Below are 15,856 nucleotides of genomic sequence, written 5' to 3'. Positions count from 1 at the left end.
CAGCACCTCGGCGCCGGAGAAGAAGCTCACGCCGTACGCCACCGAATAGCCGACGAAGAAATAAGCGATGGTCGAGACCGCGAAGTCGACCAGTATCTTGACCAGCGCATTGACCTGGTTCTTCGCGCGCACGGTCCCCAGTTCCAGGAAAGCGAAACCGGCGTGCATTGCCAGCACCATGATTGCGCCGAGCAGGATGAACAGGGCGTCGCTGCCGTGCTTGACTTGATCCATCGAAAGTTCTCCCCACCGACGCCGCGGCGGGCGGAATGCACCACCGGCGAACAAGGCGCACCGGGTTAGCAAGGCCCATGCCGATATTGGTGCAGGGCTGGCCTTCCTCGCAAGGGACCGGTGGCGCATGAGCGCCTTGCGTTGGTGCATGCGCGCACCAAATACGGTTGAGCGCGAGCCGTTGTGGTGCGACGATTCAATTGCGGACCTCGGCGCAGTTCGCCGCGTGCCCGCATCAACGCCCTGTTGATGGCGCCGCCGCGCGTACAGCAGCGCTACTGCCCAGTAGCCGGCGCTTCGCGCCGCGGCCGCTGCGAACCGGCATGCGCAGGTGCGAGCCGTGTGCGGTCTGCGCTGTGTACAGCGCGCGCCAGTTGCGGGGCGCGTTCCTCCACGGCCGGCGCGAACACCTCGGTGACCAGCAGCGCGTGGCCGCGACGCACGTAAACCGCCCGCCGCGCCCAGAGCTCCTCACCGCTCCAGTGTTGATCGGTCGCGCGCCGCCAGGCGGCCGCCTGGCGGCGGCCCGATGCGCTGCTCAAGTTGATGCGGGTGTAGGCGAGGGGCGAGCGTCGCACGCCGGCGTCTTGAAACAGCAGTTCGGCAAGGGGGCGGGTGCCCAGGCCGGTGAGGGCGCGCCAAGGACCTTTCAACGACGCCGGCTCGACGACGGTGCGCGCGCTGATCAGCGGCCGGCCGTCACAGCGCAGGATCACCTCGCGCACATGAACGCGCTGGCCCGGCGCCAAGCCGAGCGCCAGGGCCTCGTCTCGGCTCGCGCGGCCCGCGCGCTGGCAGGTGCGCTGCACCGTGAGCGATCCGAAGACACGTGCGATCTGGGCGCTCAGCGAGCCGGGCGCGCTGAGCCAGCGGGCCAGCGCGCGGGAGCGGGGAAGACGAGAACACCAGTCGGGCATGGTCGGAGACGCGAAGCCGCGCATTGTGGCTCTCGACCCGAACGTGGCTGGAAAGCGGTCGGCCGCGCTTGCATTCCGATGCTTCGTGTCGCCCCCTCCGATCGCGTGGCCTCCGAAGCGTGCCAGATGTCACGCTGAAGTGAAGGTGCCGATCGGCGCGAGGGTAGTCATTTGTTACGACGGGCAGAATGAGGCCGTCCAGACACGAAGGCTTCAATGAAATTCCTGCAGCGATTGCGTCGCCGCCTCGAGCGTCCCGGTTCGGTCAGCGCCGCGCCGGAATTCGAGACGACCAGCATGCTTGCAGCCCAGCTCAAGAAGCCGGTTGAAGAGCGGCCTGTCGAAATCACTGCCTTGTCGAAGAAATGGTTGATGGGCTTGCCCCGCGAGGTTCGACCCATGCAGTTGGCGCAGCGCCATGCCCGCGTCGTCAATCAGCTTGCGCTGTGCTGGAGGGACCACGAACTGACGGAACGCGTTCTTTCTTCCCTGATCGTGGACCAGCGCGGCGGGCGCCAGGGGTTTGCGGCCGAGGTGCTGGGGGAACTGATGAACCTGCGCGAGTTCCATGCCGACCGCAAGGACGGCGGCGACGAACAAGATGCCCTGTGGGCGGACAGCACGCTGGCCATCGCCGACAGATAGGGGCGCCACAAAAGCCAAGGGCCACCCGGGGGTGGCCCTCTTTGCTTCCGGACACTGCACTCGCGTGCAGCGACGGGGTCTGGCGCCGGTGACGGGTTCCGGGCTCCGCCCAATGGTGCGGTCGGTTTGTCGCCTTGGTGAAGAGAGTGTGCCGGTCCGTCGTGCGCGGCGGTCGTCGGATCAAAGGTGAAAAGCCGGCTCAGTTCGCTGCATCGGCAGCGTGCCGGCACGCTCAGTCGGCGGGCCGGCGTGGCACGGTCTCTCCGGATAATCCCCCGGATGAACTCTTCCTCTGCTCGAACGCCGCCGCCAGGCGCCGCTGTCCCCGCTACCGGAGCGGCGCCCGCCGGCCCGGCGTCCTTCAGCGCACTGCCGCTCCCGCCTGCCGTGCTCGCCAATCTGGAACAGCTCGGCTATCGGCACATGACGCCGATCCAGGCGGCCAGCCTGCCGCTCGCGCTGGCCGGCCACGACCTGATCGCCCAGGCGCAAACCGGCAGCGGCAAGACGGCGGCGTTCGCGCTGGCGCTGCTCGACCGGCTGAACCCGCGCCGGCGGGCGGTGCAGGCGCTGGTGTTGGTGCCGACGCGCGAGTTGGCCGACCAGGTCACGCAGGAGATCCGCCGCCTGGCACGAGCCGAGGAAAACCTGAAGGTGCTGGCCCTGGCCGGCGGCGCCGTGATCCGCACGCAGCTCGCCAGCCTCGAGCATGGCGCGCATGTCGTCGTGGGCACGCCGGGGCGGCTGCTCGATCACCTGCAGCGCGGCAGCCTCGCGCTCGATGCGCTGAACACGCTGGTGCTCGATGAGGCCGATCGCATGCTCGACATGGGCTTCTTCGACGACATCGCCACGGTGGCCAAGGCCTGCCCGAAGGAGCGCCAGACACTGCTTTTCTCCGCCACCTATCCGCCGGGCATTGTCAAGTTGAGCCAGCAGTTCCTGCGCCAGCCGAAGGAAGTGAAGCTCGTGCAGCAGCATGCCGGTGCCACCATTCGCCAGCGCTGGTACGAGGTGCGCGAGAACGAGCGGCTGCATGCCGTGTCTTTGCTGCTGGACCACTACCGCCCGGCGAGCAGCCTGGCCTTTTGCAACACCAAGCAGCAGTGCCGCGATCTGGTCGCGGTGCTCTCGGCCCAGGGCTTCGAGGCGCTGGCCCTGCATGGCGACCTGGAGCAGCGTGAGCGCGACCAGGTGCTGGTGCAGTTCGCCAACCGAAGCTGCTCGGTGCTGGTCGCAACCGACGTGGCGGCGCGCGGCCTGGACATCGCGCAGCTGGAGGCCGTGATCAACGTCGACGTGACCCCCGAGCCGGAGTTGCACATCCACCGCATCGGCCGAACCGGCCGCGCCGGTGAGGTCGGTTGGGCGCTGAGCCTGGCCAGCCTCGACGAGATGGGGCGCGTGGGCAACATCGAACTGCTGCAGGGTCGCGAATCGGAGTGGCACCCGCTCGGCGAGCTCAAATCCAGCGGCGAGGGCAAGTTGCTTGCGCCGATGGTCACCCTGCAGATCCTCGGCGGGCGCAAGGAGAAGATCCGCCCGGGCGACGTGCTGGGCGCGCTCACCGGCGAGGCGGGCTTCGCCGCCGCGCAGATCGGCAAGATCAATGTCGTGGAGTTTTCGACCTACGTGGCGGTGGAGCGGGGCATTGCGCCCGATGCGCTGCGGCGTCTGAACGAGGTCAAGGTCAAGGGCAAGCGAGTCAAGGCGCGACGGCTCAGCGACGCGCCGGCCTGAGCGCTGCGCGGCAATCCCTGCGCTGCGCTCGGGCGGATCGATTTGCGACACTCCCGGCACCTGACGCAAGGAGGCATGGCGTGACTCACCGGTTCTCGACAACGATCTTTTCCGCGGTGCTGGCGCTCGGCGCGCTTGGCTCGCTCGCCGGGCCGGTGGCCGCGCAGACGGGTGCGAAGGAAGACGCACGGCAGTACGTGGCCTTCGTCGAAGATTTCGTCGGCCTTTGCGTCTCGCGCAACGGCGTGCAGATCCTGGTGAAGAACACCCATCCGAACCGCACGCTGCGCGTGTGGCTGGACCGCTACCACATGGGCACCGGCACGGGCGATCGCTCGCGCTCGGTGTTGAAGCCGGGTGGCGAGCCCGAGCCGCTCGGCTGCTCGCGCAGCCTGTCGGGTCCGCAGGAATGGCGCATCGTGCGGGCGGCCTTCGTGGACTGAGAGGCCGGCTGTGCGCCGGTGTATGCGCGCTGTGGAACGGTGGCGTCGAGGCCGGCGGGTGACGTGCACGCTATTGCTTGCGCTCGATGAGCACGGCTATATTGCGGCTCCCCAACACTCGGCGAGTCTGAAATGGCGAAGTACGCAAGATGTGTCGCGTTGCTCGTGGCGTCGGTGATCGCCGGCCCGGGCGCTGTGGCGGTAGCGCAGCAGGCGCTGGTGCCCTCCGGGCCCAACAAGCTGCAGTTTCCCGAGGGCTATGACAAGGGCGTGCTGTACGCCACGGTGGACCGTCACGACACCAAGCAATACCGCGAGTTCTACACCAGTGCTGCGGCGGTGCAGGCGGCCAAGGACGGCAAACCCATCCCCGACGGCACCATCATCACCCTGGCCGCCTACGCGGCCAAGGTCGATGCCGAGGGCAAGCCGGTGAAGGACGCCAACGGCCGCTTCGTCAAGGACAAGCTGGTCGCGGTGAACTCCATGCAAAAGCAAAAAGGCTGGGGCGAGGACATTCCGGCCGCCGTGCGCAACGGCGATTGGGTCTACCAGTCGTTCACGCCGGAGGGCAAGGTGAACGAGAAGGCCAATCTGACCGCCTGCTACCAGTGCCACCTGCCCTTTGCGCAGGAGGAGTACCTGACCAACCTGCCCAAGCTGTCCGGCAAGTTCCCTTCGACCGCCACGGTGGCCGCGAGAAGCGGTCCGAGCGACGTGGCGATCAGCGGCTTCGCCTTCGGCCCCGGCGCCCTGAAGGTGACGGCGGGGCAGAACGTGACCTGGACCAACGCCGACGACACGCCGCACCAGATCACCTTGGCCGACGGCGGCAAGCGCAGCGGCGTGATGCTGAAAGGCCAGAGCGCCACGCTGCAATTCGACCAGGCCGGCAACATCGCCTACTTCTGCGGGCTGCATCCCGGCATGAAGGGCAGCATCGAGGTGACGGCCAAGCACTGAGGCGAGCCGTCGTCGACCCGGCCCGGCCGCGCAGCCGGGCTTTTTGTGTCCGACGCCGTGGCGCCCGGGTTGCCAAGTCACCGGCTGGCGGCACATTGCCCTGCCCGGGGCGACGGTCTGTTCGACCACCAACGGCGGCTGGCCCCCATGCTCTACTCCTCGGCCCGGGGCGTCGTCCCGCTTCGCGAGCCCTGCGCATGTCGCTTCCCGTCGTCGATGCCGACGCTCCCTTTTTCATCGTCCTGAACGCCGGCTCCGGCAAGCGGGATGCGAGCGAGACGAGAGCGGCGATCGAAACCGTGCTCGGCGAGGCGGGCCGCACATGCGAGGTGTTCGAGGTCAAGGACGCCTCGCGCCTGCAGGAGACGGCGCGTAGCGCACTCGGCAAGGCGCGCGAGCGCGGCGGCGTGGTGGTCGCTGCAGGCGGCGACGGCAGCCTCAATGCCGTGGCGCAACTCGTGCTGGGCCGCGGTTGCGCGTTCGGCGTCGTGCCGCTGGGCACTTTCAATTACTTCGCCCGCACCCACGGGATCCCGACCGACACGGCCGATGCGGCGCGCTCGCTGCTCGATGCCGTGGTGCGGCCCGTTCAGGTGGGGCTGGTCAACGACCGGCTGTTCCTGGTCAATGCCAGCCTGGGCCTGTACCCGCAGCTGCTCGAAGATCGCGAGGGCTACAAGCAGCAGTTCGGCCGCAGCCGTGGGGTCGCCTTCATCGCCGGCCTGGTGAGCGTGTTGCGCGAGCACCGCCAGTTGCGGATCCGCCTGGAGCGCCCGGGCGGCACGCGCAGCATCCGCACGCCCACGCTGTTCGTCGGCAACAACCGGCTGCAGCTCGAGCAGATCGGCATCGACGAGGCCGCGCTGATCGAGCACGGCCAGCTGGCCGCGATCACGCTGCGCCCCGTCGGCTGGCTGTCGATGCTCGGGCTGCTGGTGAGCGGTGCACTCGGGCGCCTGGGGGACGCCGACAACGTGTTCAGCTTCGGCGTCGACCGCATGACGGTGCGCCAGGCGCTGCCCTACGGACCCAAGCGCGTGAAGGTGGCCACTGACGGCGAGATCGTCTGGCTGAGGATGCCGCTGGAGTTGCGCGTTTCGCCCGAACCGCTGTACCTGCTGGCGCCGCGATCGCCCGTCTTTGAAGGCGCGCGAGCCGACGAAGCGGCGGCTCCGGATTCATGAGCGTTCTGCTGCAGATTTCCGACACCCATTTCGGCACCGAGCAGGCGCCGGTCGTGGAAGCGCTGGTGCGCCTGGCGCACGCGCAGGCGCCCGATGTGGTGGTGCTCTCGGGCGACATCACCCAGCGCGCCCGCGCTTCGCAGTTCCGCGATGCGCGGGCCTTCGTCGACCGCTTGCGCGCACCGGCGCTGCTGGTCATTCCGGGCAACCACGACATCGCGCTCTTCAACCTGGCCGCGCGCCTCTTCGCGCCCTATGCCAACCACCGGCGCGCCTTCGGTTATGAACTCGAGCCGCAGTTCGAGTCGCCCGATCTTCTCGTGCTGGCGCTCAACACCACGCGTTTCTGGCGCCACACCGACGGCGAGGTCTCGGCCAAGCAGATCGAGCGTGTGGCCCGCCGCCTCGGCGCGGCGCACGCTGCGCAACTGCGCATCGTCGTGGTTCACCAGCCCGTGGCCGTCACGCAGGCGTGCGACGAGGAGAACCTGCTGCACGGGCGCGAAGCGGCGGTTCGGCGCTGGGCCGAGGCAGGCTGCGATCTCATCCTGGGAGGTCACATTCACTTGCCTTTCGTGCTGCCCCTGAGCGAGCGCTACGCGCTGCTCCCGCGCGAGATGTGGGCCGTGCAGGCGGGCACCGCGGTTTCGGCGCGCGTGCGCGGCGATGCACCCAATTCGGTCAACCTCATTCGCCACGGCACGACTCGCCGGCGCTGCCGCATCGAGCGCTGGGATTACAGCGCCGGGCGGCAGGCCTTCGAGTGCGTCCACGGCCTCGAAGTCGGCGCGGCGTGCGAGCCGGGTGGACGCTGAAGACGCAGCCCTCGTGGCGCTCGCGCACGGGCTCGGTGAGCACGCGCTGTCGGCATTCGGCCTGACGCCGTGGCCGGCGTGCTGCTCGTGCGCCGGCGCACAGACCTGGCTCTCGCGTGAGTGATGGCAATGGGGCGGCAATGCGCTGCTCAACGTCACGCTGCATCGCGAGCATCGAGGCGACACGCTGGTACCGGAGCACCCGAGTGCCGAAAGGCTGAGCGCACAGCCCCGGGGCGCTCTCGATCCGACGACTTCTTCAGGCTGCCTCTGGCGGCTCGGGCAGAAGGCGTGCGGTCTCGGTTTTCACGACGGCGTAGCACTCGCAGACCCGTGCTTCGAGCCCGTGCCGGTCGATGACGCCGATGCGGCCGCGGTGGCATTCGATCAAGCCGCGCCTGCGCAGCCGGCCGGCGGCCTGCGTGATGCCTTCGCGACGCACGCCGAGCGAGCCGGCGATCAGCTCGTGCGTCGTCGTCAGTTCGACGTGCGGCGAACGGTCCAGGCTACCGAGCAGCCAGCGGCATAGCTGCTGCTCGAGTGAATGATGGCGGTTGCACACGGCGGTCTGCGCCATCTGCATCATCAAGGTTTGCGTGTAGCGCAGCAGCAGGTGCGTCGCGGCTTCGCCGCGCTCGAACTCCTGCTTGAGCCACTGGGCGTCGATGCGCCAGGCGTGGCCTTCGCCCCGAACGACCGCGCGGTGCAGCCCGCCCTCGGCGCCCATGAAGATGCCGATGCCGATCATGCCCTCGTGGCCGATGGCGGCGATTTCGGTGCAACTGCCGTCCTGGTTGCCGCACAGCAGCGAGACGATCGCGGTGGTCGGGAACCAGGCCGATTGCGCGGGCGCGCCGGCTTCGTGCAGCGTGGCGCCGAGCGGCATAGCGACCTGTTCGAGCCGTGAGTGCAAGCGTTGCCGGGCCGCCGCGGGCAGCATGGAGAGCAGCCGGTTCGGTCGCCACTGTTGTACGGCGAAGGGGCTGCGGCGCAGTGCGGCCTCGTGGCTCGGCCCCGCGTGAGGGTCGGGCAGCAAGCCCACGGACGCATCGATCGCAGGCTCGATGCTCAGGGGCTCGCCGCCGTCGCCGAGCGGGATGCCGCCGTGCCCTGCGCCCGCTGTGCGTATCGAGCGTGCCAAGTCCTTGTGCATGGGGCTCCTGTCGATCTTCACGCGGGATCGCGCGTGCCGGCACCTTATCGACGCCGCATGACAGCGTCGCTAGGTCCGCGCCGCGAGGGGCTGTAAGGCTTTTCCCACGTGGAGCTTCAGCTTACGCCTGGAAGGGTGAGCATGTGCAACAGGCTTGATGGAACCGATGTTGCGGTCCCTGCCGCCGATGCCGGCACCGGCCGTTCGCTGCCGCACGGTGTTCAGTCGGCGAGGCGACGACCATCGCCGCACGCGGCGGCTTCTTCGAGCCGGCGCCCGTCGAAATGCCCAACCCTTGAAGGAGCGCTCCATGAGCCGAATCATCTACATCGTTGGTCTGATCGTCGTCGTCGTCGCGGTGCTTTCGTTCTTCGGCCTCGGTTGAGGTGCTGGCGGGTAGCCGCCATGCGTCGGTTCACGCAGGCGTAGCGGGTGCGTGGGTGAACACCAGCAGCAGATTGTTGGCCGGCATCGACAGGCGGTCGCGCAGCACCATGCCCGCCGTGACGGCCGCTTGCGCCACGTCTGCCAGCCGCCGCAGCCCCCAGGCCGGGTCACGGCCGCGCAGATCGGCGTCGAAGGCGAGGTTGCTTGGTGCCGTGGGTGCATCGTCGACGAGGTAGGGTCCGTAAGTCAGGAGCAAGCCGCCGGGCGCGAGGTTGCGCGCGGCGCCGGCCATGAGACCGAGACACGCCGCCCACGGCGCGATGTGCAGCAGGTTGGCGCAGAACATTGCTGTCCAGCCCGGCTCCACGGGCCATTGCGCTGCCGTCACGTCTAGCTGCAGCGGCGCACGAAGGTTGTGCAGTCGCGAATGCGCCGACCATGCCGCAATGGAGGCGAGCGCGCCGGGGTCGGGATCGCTCGGCTGCCACGACCAGCCGGGCAGGCCGGCGGCGAAATGAACGGCGTGCTGGCCGGTTCCGCTGGCGATCTCCAGCGCCGAGCCCTGCGGCGGCAGCAATTGCACCAGCGCTTCGAGGAGGGCTTGGCGGTTGCGCTCGGCCGCGGGGCTGTGGCGCAGGGTGTCGTCGGAAGGCATAGGGCGCCGGCGGGGCGGCTGGGTTGCAAGGAAATCGAAAGCTTAAGGCGAGTCGACGCGGCCGGCCGTCTGCCCCGCGCCGTTGTCCCCCTCGGGCCGTTACGATCCCGCTCGGCGCGCCGCACTGAAAAGTCTTGCCGGGCAAGGGCATCGTGCCGTGCCGGCGAGCGCCGTTTCGCACAAGGAAGAATCTCGATGGCCTCCAGCCTGCTCTTGCTGATCGACGACATCGCCACCGTGCTCGACGACGTGGCGTTGCTCACCAAGGTGGCCGCCAAGAAGAGCGCTGGCGTGCTCGGCGACGACCTCGCGCTCAATGCGCAGCAGGTGTCCGGCGTGAAGCCCGACCGTGAGCTCCCCGTCGTGTGGGCGGTGGCCAAGGGCTCCGCGCTCAACAAGCTCATCCTGGTGCCGGCGGCGCTGGCGATCAGTGCCTTTGCGCCCTGGGCGGTGACGCCGATCCTGATGATCGGCGGCGCCTTCCTGTGCTACGAGGGCTTCGAGAAACTGGCGCACCGATTCCTGCACGACCCCAAGGAAGATGCAGCCCGCCATGCGGTCCTCGTCAACGCGCTGGCCGATCCGGCGGTCGACGTGGTCGAGGTGGAGAAGGACAAGATCAAGGGCGCGGTGCGCACCGACTTCATCCTCTCGGCAGAGATCATCGCGATCGCGCTCAGCACCGTGGCCGCCTCGCCCTTCGTCACACAGTTCGGCGTGTTGACAACGGTTGCCGTGCTCGTGACGGTGGGGGTCTACGGTTTGGTCGCGGGCATCGTGAAGCTCGACGACGGCGGCCTGTACCTGAGCAAGCGAAGCGGCACCGGTGCGCTGGCGCGGGCGCAGCGCGCGTTCGGGCGCGGCATCGTCGCCGCGGCGCCTTACATGATGAAGACGCTCTCCATCGTCGGCACAGCCGCGATGTTCCTGGTGGGCGGCGGCATCATCACGCACGGCATTCCCGCGCTGGACCACGCGATCGACGCGCTTGCTGCCCACGCGGCCACGTGGCCGGCTGTCGGCGGCGTGCTCGCGGCGATCGGGCCGACATTGCTCGACGCCGTGGTCGGCATCGTGCTGGGTGCCTTGGTGGTGGCCGTCGTGAGCGTCGTCAAGCGGGTCATCGGCGGCGGCGACAAGAAGCCGCAGCTGTCCTGAGCACGCACTGCGGTCCGCTTACCCCGGCGGCTCGTAGCCGGCGGCGTCGCGCCGGCACTGCGCCTGCAAGGCTGCCCATCCCTCGGCTCCGAGCACGCGCAAGCTGACGAGGTTGTTCTCGTAGATCGCCGACGCCTCCGGAAAAGCAGCGACGGCGCGGTCGACGCTGGCCTCGCGCAGCAGGTGCAGCGTCGGATAAGGCGAGCGGTTGGTCGCGTTGGTCACGTCGTTCGCCTTGGTGCCGGCGAAGCGGTAGTGCGGATGAAAGCTCGCGACCTGCAGCACGCCCTCCAGGTCCAGATTTGCGAGGGCGTCGTCCGCAACCTGCAGGAAATCGTTGTAGTCGGCGAAGTCGCCGAGCACCTGCGGATGGATCAGCAAGGTCGTGTCGATGCGGGCCGGATCAGCGGCAACCAGCGCGTGCATCTCTGCAACCAGCGCTTCGAGCAGCGCTTCGGCATCCGTCGCCTCGGTCACCGCATAGCGGATCTGGCGCTTGATCTGCACCGCACGGGCGAAGGGACACAGGTTCAGACCGATGACCGCGCGCTCGACCCAGGCGCGCGTCTCGGCGATCACCCGTTCGGGGTGCGGGGCTTGCGGTACTTTTCGAGCTTGCATGGCGATTTGTCGCGGGCCGTTGCGTCCTCAGCGGCCGCGAATGTCGAGCAGCTCGACTTCGAAGTGCAGCGTCGCGTTTGGCGGGATTACGCCGCCGCCGGCCCCGCGCGAGCCATAGGCGATGGCCGGCGGGCAGGTCAGCCGGGCCTTGCCGCCGACCTTCATGCGCTGCAGGCCTTCGGTCCAGCATGGGATCACGCCGTTCAGCGGGAACGCGGCGGGCTCGCCGCGGCTGTGCGAGCTGTCGAACTCCTTGCCGCCAGGCAGTGTGCCGCGGTAGTGGACCCGCACCACGTCGCTCGGGGCCGGGGTCGCGCCAGAGCCTTCCTGCAAGGAACGGTAGACCAGCCCGCTGGGCAGCACCACGGCGCCGGCTTCGCGGGCGGCGCCGGCGGCGGCGTCGGACGGGGCCTGAGCGGCGGCAGCACTCGTCAGGGCGATCAGGAAGGCGGCAGGAATCAGGGCTCTCAAGGCAGGCTCCGCGGGTTCAGGGGCGCCAATGATCGGCTCAGTCGGCGAACGCCGCAAACACGGCAGCGGTGAGGCCGCTCGCGGTGGCGAAGCCTCGTGAATAACACAAGCGCGCGATGCAGAGAAGCGATGCATGTTGCGACAGGCGACACCGGATCGTCACAGCCTTGCCATGCCGTGCGCATTAAGGTCGCGCTTCCTTTCCACGCCACATCGCCCGCCCATGCATTCACTGCCCTGCCGTCCCCGCTTTTCGACCTTTCACCGCCTCGTTCTCGTCGCATTGTTCGGCGCCGTGTTGAGTGGCTGCGGCGGAGGTGGCGGCGACACCGACGTCGCCGGCGCCGACCCGGCCGAAGAAACCAGCCGCGCCACCGCCGCGGCCGTGGTGAGCAGTAACAGCGGCCCGGCCGCAGGTTATTCGCAGGGCCGTTGCGCGGTGCCGGCCGCCGCGCTGGCGGTCGACACCTCGAGACCGACCCGCGTGGTCGGCACCGGCACGCCGGCTAGCTGCACCTCGGACGCGGTGGTCAACGCCGTGGCGCAGGGCGGCATCATCAAGTTCAACTGCGGCGCCAATCCGGTGACCATCACGATGAGTCGCACCGCCAAGGTCTTCAACAACAAACCCGATGTGGTGCTCGACGGCGCCGGCAAGGTCACGCTGAGCGGCGGCGGTAAGGTGCGTGTGCTCTACCAGAACACCTGCGATCCAAAGCAGGTCTGGACCTCGTCGCGCTGCGACATCCAGGACACGCCGCGCCTGACCGTGCAGAACCTCACCTTCGTCGACGGCAACTCGGCGGGTCAGAGCTACGGCGAGAGAAGCGTGTACGGCGGCGGTGCGATCTACGTTCGCGGAGGGCGGTTTAAGATCGTCAACAGCCGCTTCTTCCGCAATGAATGCGAAGCTACCGGGCCGGACGTCGGCGGTGGCGCGGTGCGCGTCTTCGGCAACTCGCCGCAGGCGCCGGTGTACGTGACCAAGACCAGCTTTGGCGGCGCCTCGGGCTACGGCAATAGCTGCTCCAACGGTGGCGCCCTCAGCGGACTGCACGCCTCGTTCAGCATCCACAACAGTCTTTTCAGCCACAACCGGGCGATCGGCTACGGCGCCAACCCCAAGCGCTCGGGCACGCCCGGCGGCGGCAGCGGCGGCGCGATCTATCAGGACGGCAACACCATCCGACTCGGGATGTGCGGCAACCACCTGCGCAACAACACCCACAACGAAGGCGGGGGCGCGATGTTCTTCGTGAGCAACAACCGGACCGGCACCATGTCGATCACCGATTCGCTGATCGAGGCCCATCTCAAGGGCCGCTTCGAGACGGCCGGGCTGCCGGGCATCTTCATCCTCGCGAAAACCGGGCAGCCGGTGATCACGCGGTCAACCATCCGGCGCTGAAGCGGGGACTGCGCGCACGACTCGTCCTTGCGTGCGCAGCAAGGTTGTGCTTTTGTCTGACGCAACCTGCAGAGTGGCCAGATGCACGGCATGACAGACTCCGCTCGCCGCGCCTTGCCGGCGGCTGAACGGCGGTGTCATGACTCTTCTGCTCGCGCCCATGGAAGGGCTGCTCGACTTCACCTTGCGCGACATCCTCACGCGCGCCGGTGGCATCGACCGCTGCGTGTCCGAGTTCATCCGCGTCACCGGCACGCTGTTGCCTGAGCGCGTGTTCACGCGCATCGTGCCCGAGCTGCTGAACGGCGGGCGCACGCGGGCCGGCGTGCCGGTGCATGCGCAACTGCTCGGCTCCGACCCGGTCTGCCTTGCCGAGAATGCGGCGCGTCTGGCGGCGCTCGGCCCGGCCGGCATCGACCTGAATTTCGGCTGCCCCGCCAAGGTGGTGAACCGCCACGGCGGCGGCGCGGCCCTGCTGCAGGACCCGGAGCTGCTCGGGCGCATCGTCGCCGCGGTGCGCCGCGCCGTGCCGGCGCCCATGCCGGTCTCGGCCAAGATGCGGCTGGGTTTCGACGACGACGCGCGCGCGGTCGAATGCGCGCAGGCCATCGCGGGCGGCGGAGCCGGTGAGCTGGTCGTGCATGCGCGCACCCGGGCGCATGGCTACCGCCCGCCGGCTTACTGGGAGCGCATTGCCGACATCCGCGGTGCCATCGACATTCCGGTCATCGCCAACGGCGAGATCTGGACGGTGGACGATGCCCTGCGCTGCCGGGCCGCGTCGGGCTGCCATGCGCTGATGCTCGGCCGCGGTGCGGTGGCGGATCCGGGGCTGGCGCTGGCCATCGCCGCACACGGCCGAGTAGAGAGCGCCGGCGTGCCGGCCGGCCTGGCCTGGCCGGCGGTGCTGCCGCTGCTGCGCGAGTTCTGTGCGCTCGTGGCTGTTCACATTGCGCTGCCGCGCCACCGCGCCGGGCGGCTTAAGCAGTGGCTCCACTATCTGCGTCGCCGCTACCCGGAGGCCGAACTCGCCTACGCCGCGGTGCGCACGCTCGAGGACCCGCAGGCGCTCAGCCAGCAGCTATTCGGCCCGGACGCAATGCCCGCCTGATCGCCGTTGCCCCCTGCTGCCGGGGTTGTTCAGGCGACCCCCACGAGCACACGCCGCAACGCCTTGACAAATATTCGTTGATCGGCAGGCCGGCCTCGATTACGCTCGCGCTGCCAAAAATTCACGCTTTCGCAGACCGGGCAGCGATTGGGCGCTGCTCGGCGGCAAGGCAAAAGGAGAGTCGAGTGGGAGATGCCTTTGTGAGGCAGGGAGACCTGCAGGACATAGAGAGCTACCCGGAGTGGGCGCAGGAAATGGTGGCCGCCTGTGCCGCTTCCCGCGAACGGGTGACTTCCCACGAACTGTTCCACCGCATGCGCGAGGCGCGGCTCGACGAGGCACAGACCCACGCCTTTCTCGTCAGCGGCTGGCCGGTGGTCGAGCAGTTTCCGCAGTACATGGCGCTCAACCTGCTCAAGGTCCAGTACGGCCGCACGCGCGGTCATGATCTGGCCCGGCGCTTCCTAATCCGCAACATCCGCGTCGAGCAGAACCACGTCGATCACTGGATCGAGTGGTCGGCCGCCAGCGGCGTGAGCCGCGACGAGCTGTTCGAGGGCAAGGTGCCGCTCGAAACCCATGCGCTCGGCCACTGGTGCTGGCATACCTGCGAACGCGATGCGCTGGCTGCCGCCATGGCTGCCACCAACTACGCGATCGAAGGCGCCACCGGCGACTGGTCGGCCTTCGTCTGCTCGTCCGACGTATACGAGAACAGCTTCGAGCCCGACGTGCGCGCCAAGGCCATGAAGTGGCTCAAGCTGCACGCCCGCTACGACGACTCGCACCCCTGGGAAGCGCTGGAGATCGTCTGCGCGATCATGGGCACCGACCCGACGCAGCGCGGCGTTGCACTGATCCGCAACAACGTGCTCAAGAGCTACGAGTACATGCGCCTCACGCTCGACCACGTGCTGAGCATGCGCCACGCCGGCGCCCGCCCCGACAAGGCGGTGGTGCAAATGCCGGCGCTCAAGCGCGCCTGACGCACTGGCCACAACGCGCACCGCCGGCCGAGCGCACGCTCGGCCGGCGGTTTGCGCTTCAGGGCCGCTCCGAACTGCTGCCGTACTTGCGGTTGCGCTCGAGCCACAGGTCGGCGTTCTTGATGCCCAGCCGTTCGGGGTCGAACACCGGGTCCACGCCGGCCTTCTTCTGCGCCTCGTAGTCCTTCAGTGCCAGCAAGGCGGGCTTCTGGATGATGAGGATGGCGATGATGTTGAGCCAGGCCATCAGGCCCACGCCGATGTCGCCCAGGTCCCAGGCCACGCCGGCGCTGCGCACCGCGCCGTAGGTGACCGCCCCGATCACCATGAACTTGAGCACCAGCAGCATCCACGGCCGGTGGATCTTGCGGTTGATGTAGGCGATGTTCGTCTCGGCCATGTAGTAGTAGGCGACGATGGTCGTGAAGGCGAAGAACATCAGCGCCAGCGCCACGAAGCTCGCACCGAAGCCCGGCAGCACCGATTCGACTGCGGCCTGCGTGTAGCCGGGGCCAGTCTCCATGCCGGGCAGGTTGTTCACCAGCATCGACTTGTCGGGCCCCTGCACGTTGTATTGCCCGGTCGACAGGATCATGAACGCGGTGGCCGAGCACACCAGCAACGTATCGACGTATACCGAGAACGCCTGCACGTAGCCCTGCTTGGCCGGATGCGACACCTCGGCCGCCGCGGCCGGGTGCGGGCCGGTGCCCTGGCCGGCCTCGTTGGAATAAACGCCGCGCTTCACGCCCCACTCGACCGCCAGGCCGAGCATTGCGCCGAAACCGGCCTCCAGGCCGAAGGCGCTCTTGAAGATGAGCGCGACGACGCCCGGCAGCTGATCGATGTTGATGATGGTGATGACCAGCGCCACCAGGATGTAGGCCAGCGCCATGAACGGCACCACCACCCCGGCGAAGGCGGCGATGCGCTTGACGCCGCCGAAGATGATGAAGCCGAGCAGC

At 68.5% G+C, this 15,856-nt stretch carries 16 protein-coding genes and 1 pseudogene; 10 read left to right on the top strand and 7 right to left on the bottom strand.

Annotation, left to right across the window (positions count from 1 at the left end):
• Both H0W40_RS15940 and H0W40_RS15935 read right to left on the bottom strand, forming a co-directional pair.
• Window positions 1-234: pseudogene (locus H0W40_RS15940) on the bottom strand (ammonium transporter); the annotation flags it as partial.
• A 275-nt stretch (window positions 235-509) separates the two neighbouring features.
• Window positions 510-1,175, bottom strand: a complete 666-nt coding sequence (locus H0W40_RS15935; protein ID WP_292448081.1) for a chorismate lyase — start codon at window positions 1,173-1,175, stop codon at window positions 510-512.
• A 192-nt stretch (window positions 1,176-1,367) separates the two neighbouring features.
• Here H0W40_RS15935 and H0W40_RS15930 point away from each other — a divergent pair, with 192 nt between their 5' ends.
• From H0W40_RS15930 to H0W40_RS15905, 6 genes are all read left to right on the top strand, one after another.
• Entirely contained in the window at window positions 1,368-1,796 is a 429-nt protein-coding gene (locus tag H0W40_RS15930) for a hypothetical protein (RefSeq protein ID WP_292448079.1), read from the top strand.
• A gap of 279 nt (window positions 1,797-2,075) precedes the next feature.
• Complete coding sequence (dbpA, locus tag H0W40_RS15925) at window positions 2,076-3,536, top strand: ATP-dependent RNA helicase DbpA (RefSeq protein WP_292448077.1); 1,461 nt, start codon at window positions 2,076-2,078, stop codon at window positions 3,534-3,536.
• Between the two features lie 80 nt (window positions 3,537-3,616).
• Window positions 3,617-3,979, top strand: coding sequence for a hypothetical protein (locus H0W40_RS15920; RefSeq protein ID WP_292448074.1), 363 nt, complete (start codon window positions 3,617-3,619; stop codon window positions 3,977-3,979).
• A 132-nt stretch (window positions 3,980-4,111) separates the two neighbouring features.
• Window positions 4,112-4,942 (top strand): cytochrome P460 family protein, encoded by an 831-nt coding sequence (locus H0W40_RS15915; RefSeq protein ID WP_292448072.1) that lies wholly within the window; start codon window positions 4,112-4,114, stop codon window positions 4,940-4,942.
• A gap of 197 nt (window positions 4,943-5,139) precedes the next feature.
• Entirely contained in the window at window positions 5,140-6,126 is a 987-nt protein-coding gene (locus H0W40_RS15910; protein WP_292448069.1) for a diacylglycerol kinase family protein, read from the top strand.
• A complete protein-coding gene (locus H0W40_RS15905; protein ID WP_292448067.1) occupies window positions 6,123-6,941 on the top strand; it encodes a metallophosphoesterase family protein in 819 nt (272 codons plus the stop codon). The genes H0W40_RS15910 and H0W40_RS15905 overlap by 4 nt, the downstream gene beginning before the upstream one ends.
• 259 nt (window positions 6,942-7,200) lie before the next feature.
• Here the strand turns inward: H0W40_RS15905 and H0W40_RS15900 are convergent, their stop codons facing one another.
• Window positions 7,201-7,881 carry a Crp/Fnr family transcriptional regulator gene (locus H0W40_RS15900; protein WP_292448085.1) on the bottom strand — a complete coding sequence of 227 codons (681 nt, stop codon included), beginning with the start codon at window positions 7,879-7,881 and terminating at the stop codon, window positions 7,201-7,203.
• A 628-nt stretch (window positions 7,882-8,509) separates the two neighbouring features.
• A complete protein-coding gene (locus H0W40_RS15895) occupies window positions 8,510-9,136 on the bottom strand; it encodes a DUF938 domain-containing protein (protein WP_292448064.1) in 627 nt (208 codons plus the stop codon).
• A 195-nt stretch (window positions 9,137-9,331) separates the two neighbouring features.
• Between H0W40_RS15895 and H0W40_RS15890 the strand changes: the two genes are divergently transcribed.
• On the top strand, window positions 9,332-10,294 hold the full coding sequence (locus H0W40_RS15890; protein ID WP_292448061.1) for a DUF808 domain-containing protein: 963 nt from the start codon (window positions 9,332-9,334) through the stop codon (window positions 10,292-10,294).
• A gap of 18 nt (window positions 10,295-10,312) precedes the next feature.
• Here H0W40_RS15890 and H0W40_RS15885 read toward each other — a convergent pair whose 3' ends face one another.
• Window positions 10,313-10,915: a DUF1415 domain-containing protein gene (locus H0W40_RS15885; protein WP_292448058.1), complete on the bottom strand. Its 603-nt coding sequence runs from the start codon at window positions 10,913-10,915 to the stop codon at window positions 10,313-10,315.
• Between the two features lie 27 nt (window positions 10,916-10,942).
• On the bottom strand, window positions 10,943-11,377 hold the full coding sequence (locus H0W40_RS15880) for an FKBP-type peptidyl-prolyl cis-trans isomerase (protein ID WP_292448083.1): 435 nt from the start codon (window positions 11,375-11,377) through the stop codon (window positions 10,943-10,945).
• 232 nt (window positions 11,378-11,609) lie between these two features.
• Here H0W40_RS15880 and H0W40_RS15875 point away from each other — a divergent pair, with 232 nt between their 5' ends.
• The 3 genes from H0W40_RS15875 to H0W40_RS15865 all read left to right on the top strand — a co-directional run bounded on the left by H0W40_RS15875 (window position 11,610) and on the right by H0W40_RS15865 (window position 14,891).
• Window positions 11,610-12,794 carry a hypothetical protein gene (locus H0W40_RS15875; protein WP_292448055.1) on the top strand — a complete coding sequence of 395 codons (1,185 nt, stop codon included), beginning with the start codon at window positions 11,610-11,612 and terminating at the stop codon, window positions 12,792-12,794.
• 139 nt (window positions 12,795-12,933) lie between these two features.
• Entirely contained in the window at window positions 12,934-13,905 is a 972-nt protein-coding gene (locus H0W40_RS15870) for a tRNA-dihydrouridine synthase (protein WP_292448053.1), read from the top strand.
• Window positions 13,906-14,090: 185 nt separating this feature from the next.
• On the top strand, window positions 14,091-14,891 hold the full coding sequence (locus tag H0W40_RS15865) for a TenA family transcriptional regulator (protein WP_292448051.1): 801 nt from the start codon (window positions 14,091-14,093) through the stop codon (window positions 14,889-14,891).
• A gap of 58 nt (window positions 14,892-14,949) precedes the next feature.
• On the opposite strand, the gene H0W40_RS15860 is transcribed toward H0W40_RS15865, so the two are convergent.
• A partial coding sequence (locus H0W40_RS15860; RefSeq protein ID WP_292448049.1) for an alanine/glycine:cation symporter family protein occupies window positions 14,950-15,856 on the bottom strand: 907 nt, incomplete at its 5' end.

Source organism: Methylibium sp., assembly GCF_013817345.1.
Classification (GTDB): Bacteria; Pseudomonadota; Gammaproteobacteria; order Burkholderiales; family Burkholderiaceae_C; genus Methylibium.
This window is presented reverse-complemented; position numbering and strand designations above follow the sequence as displayed.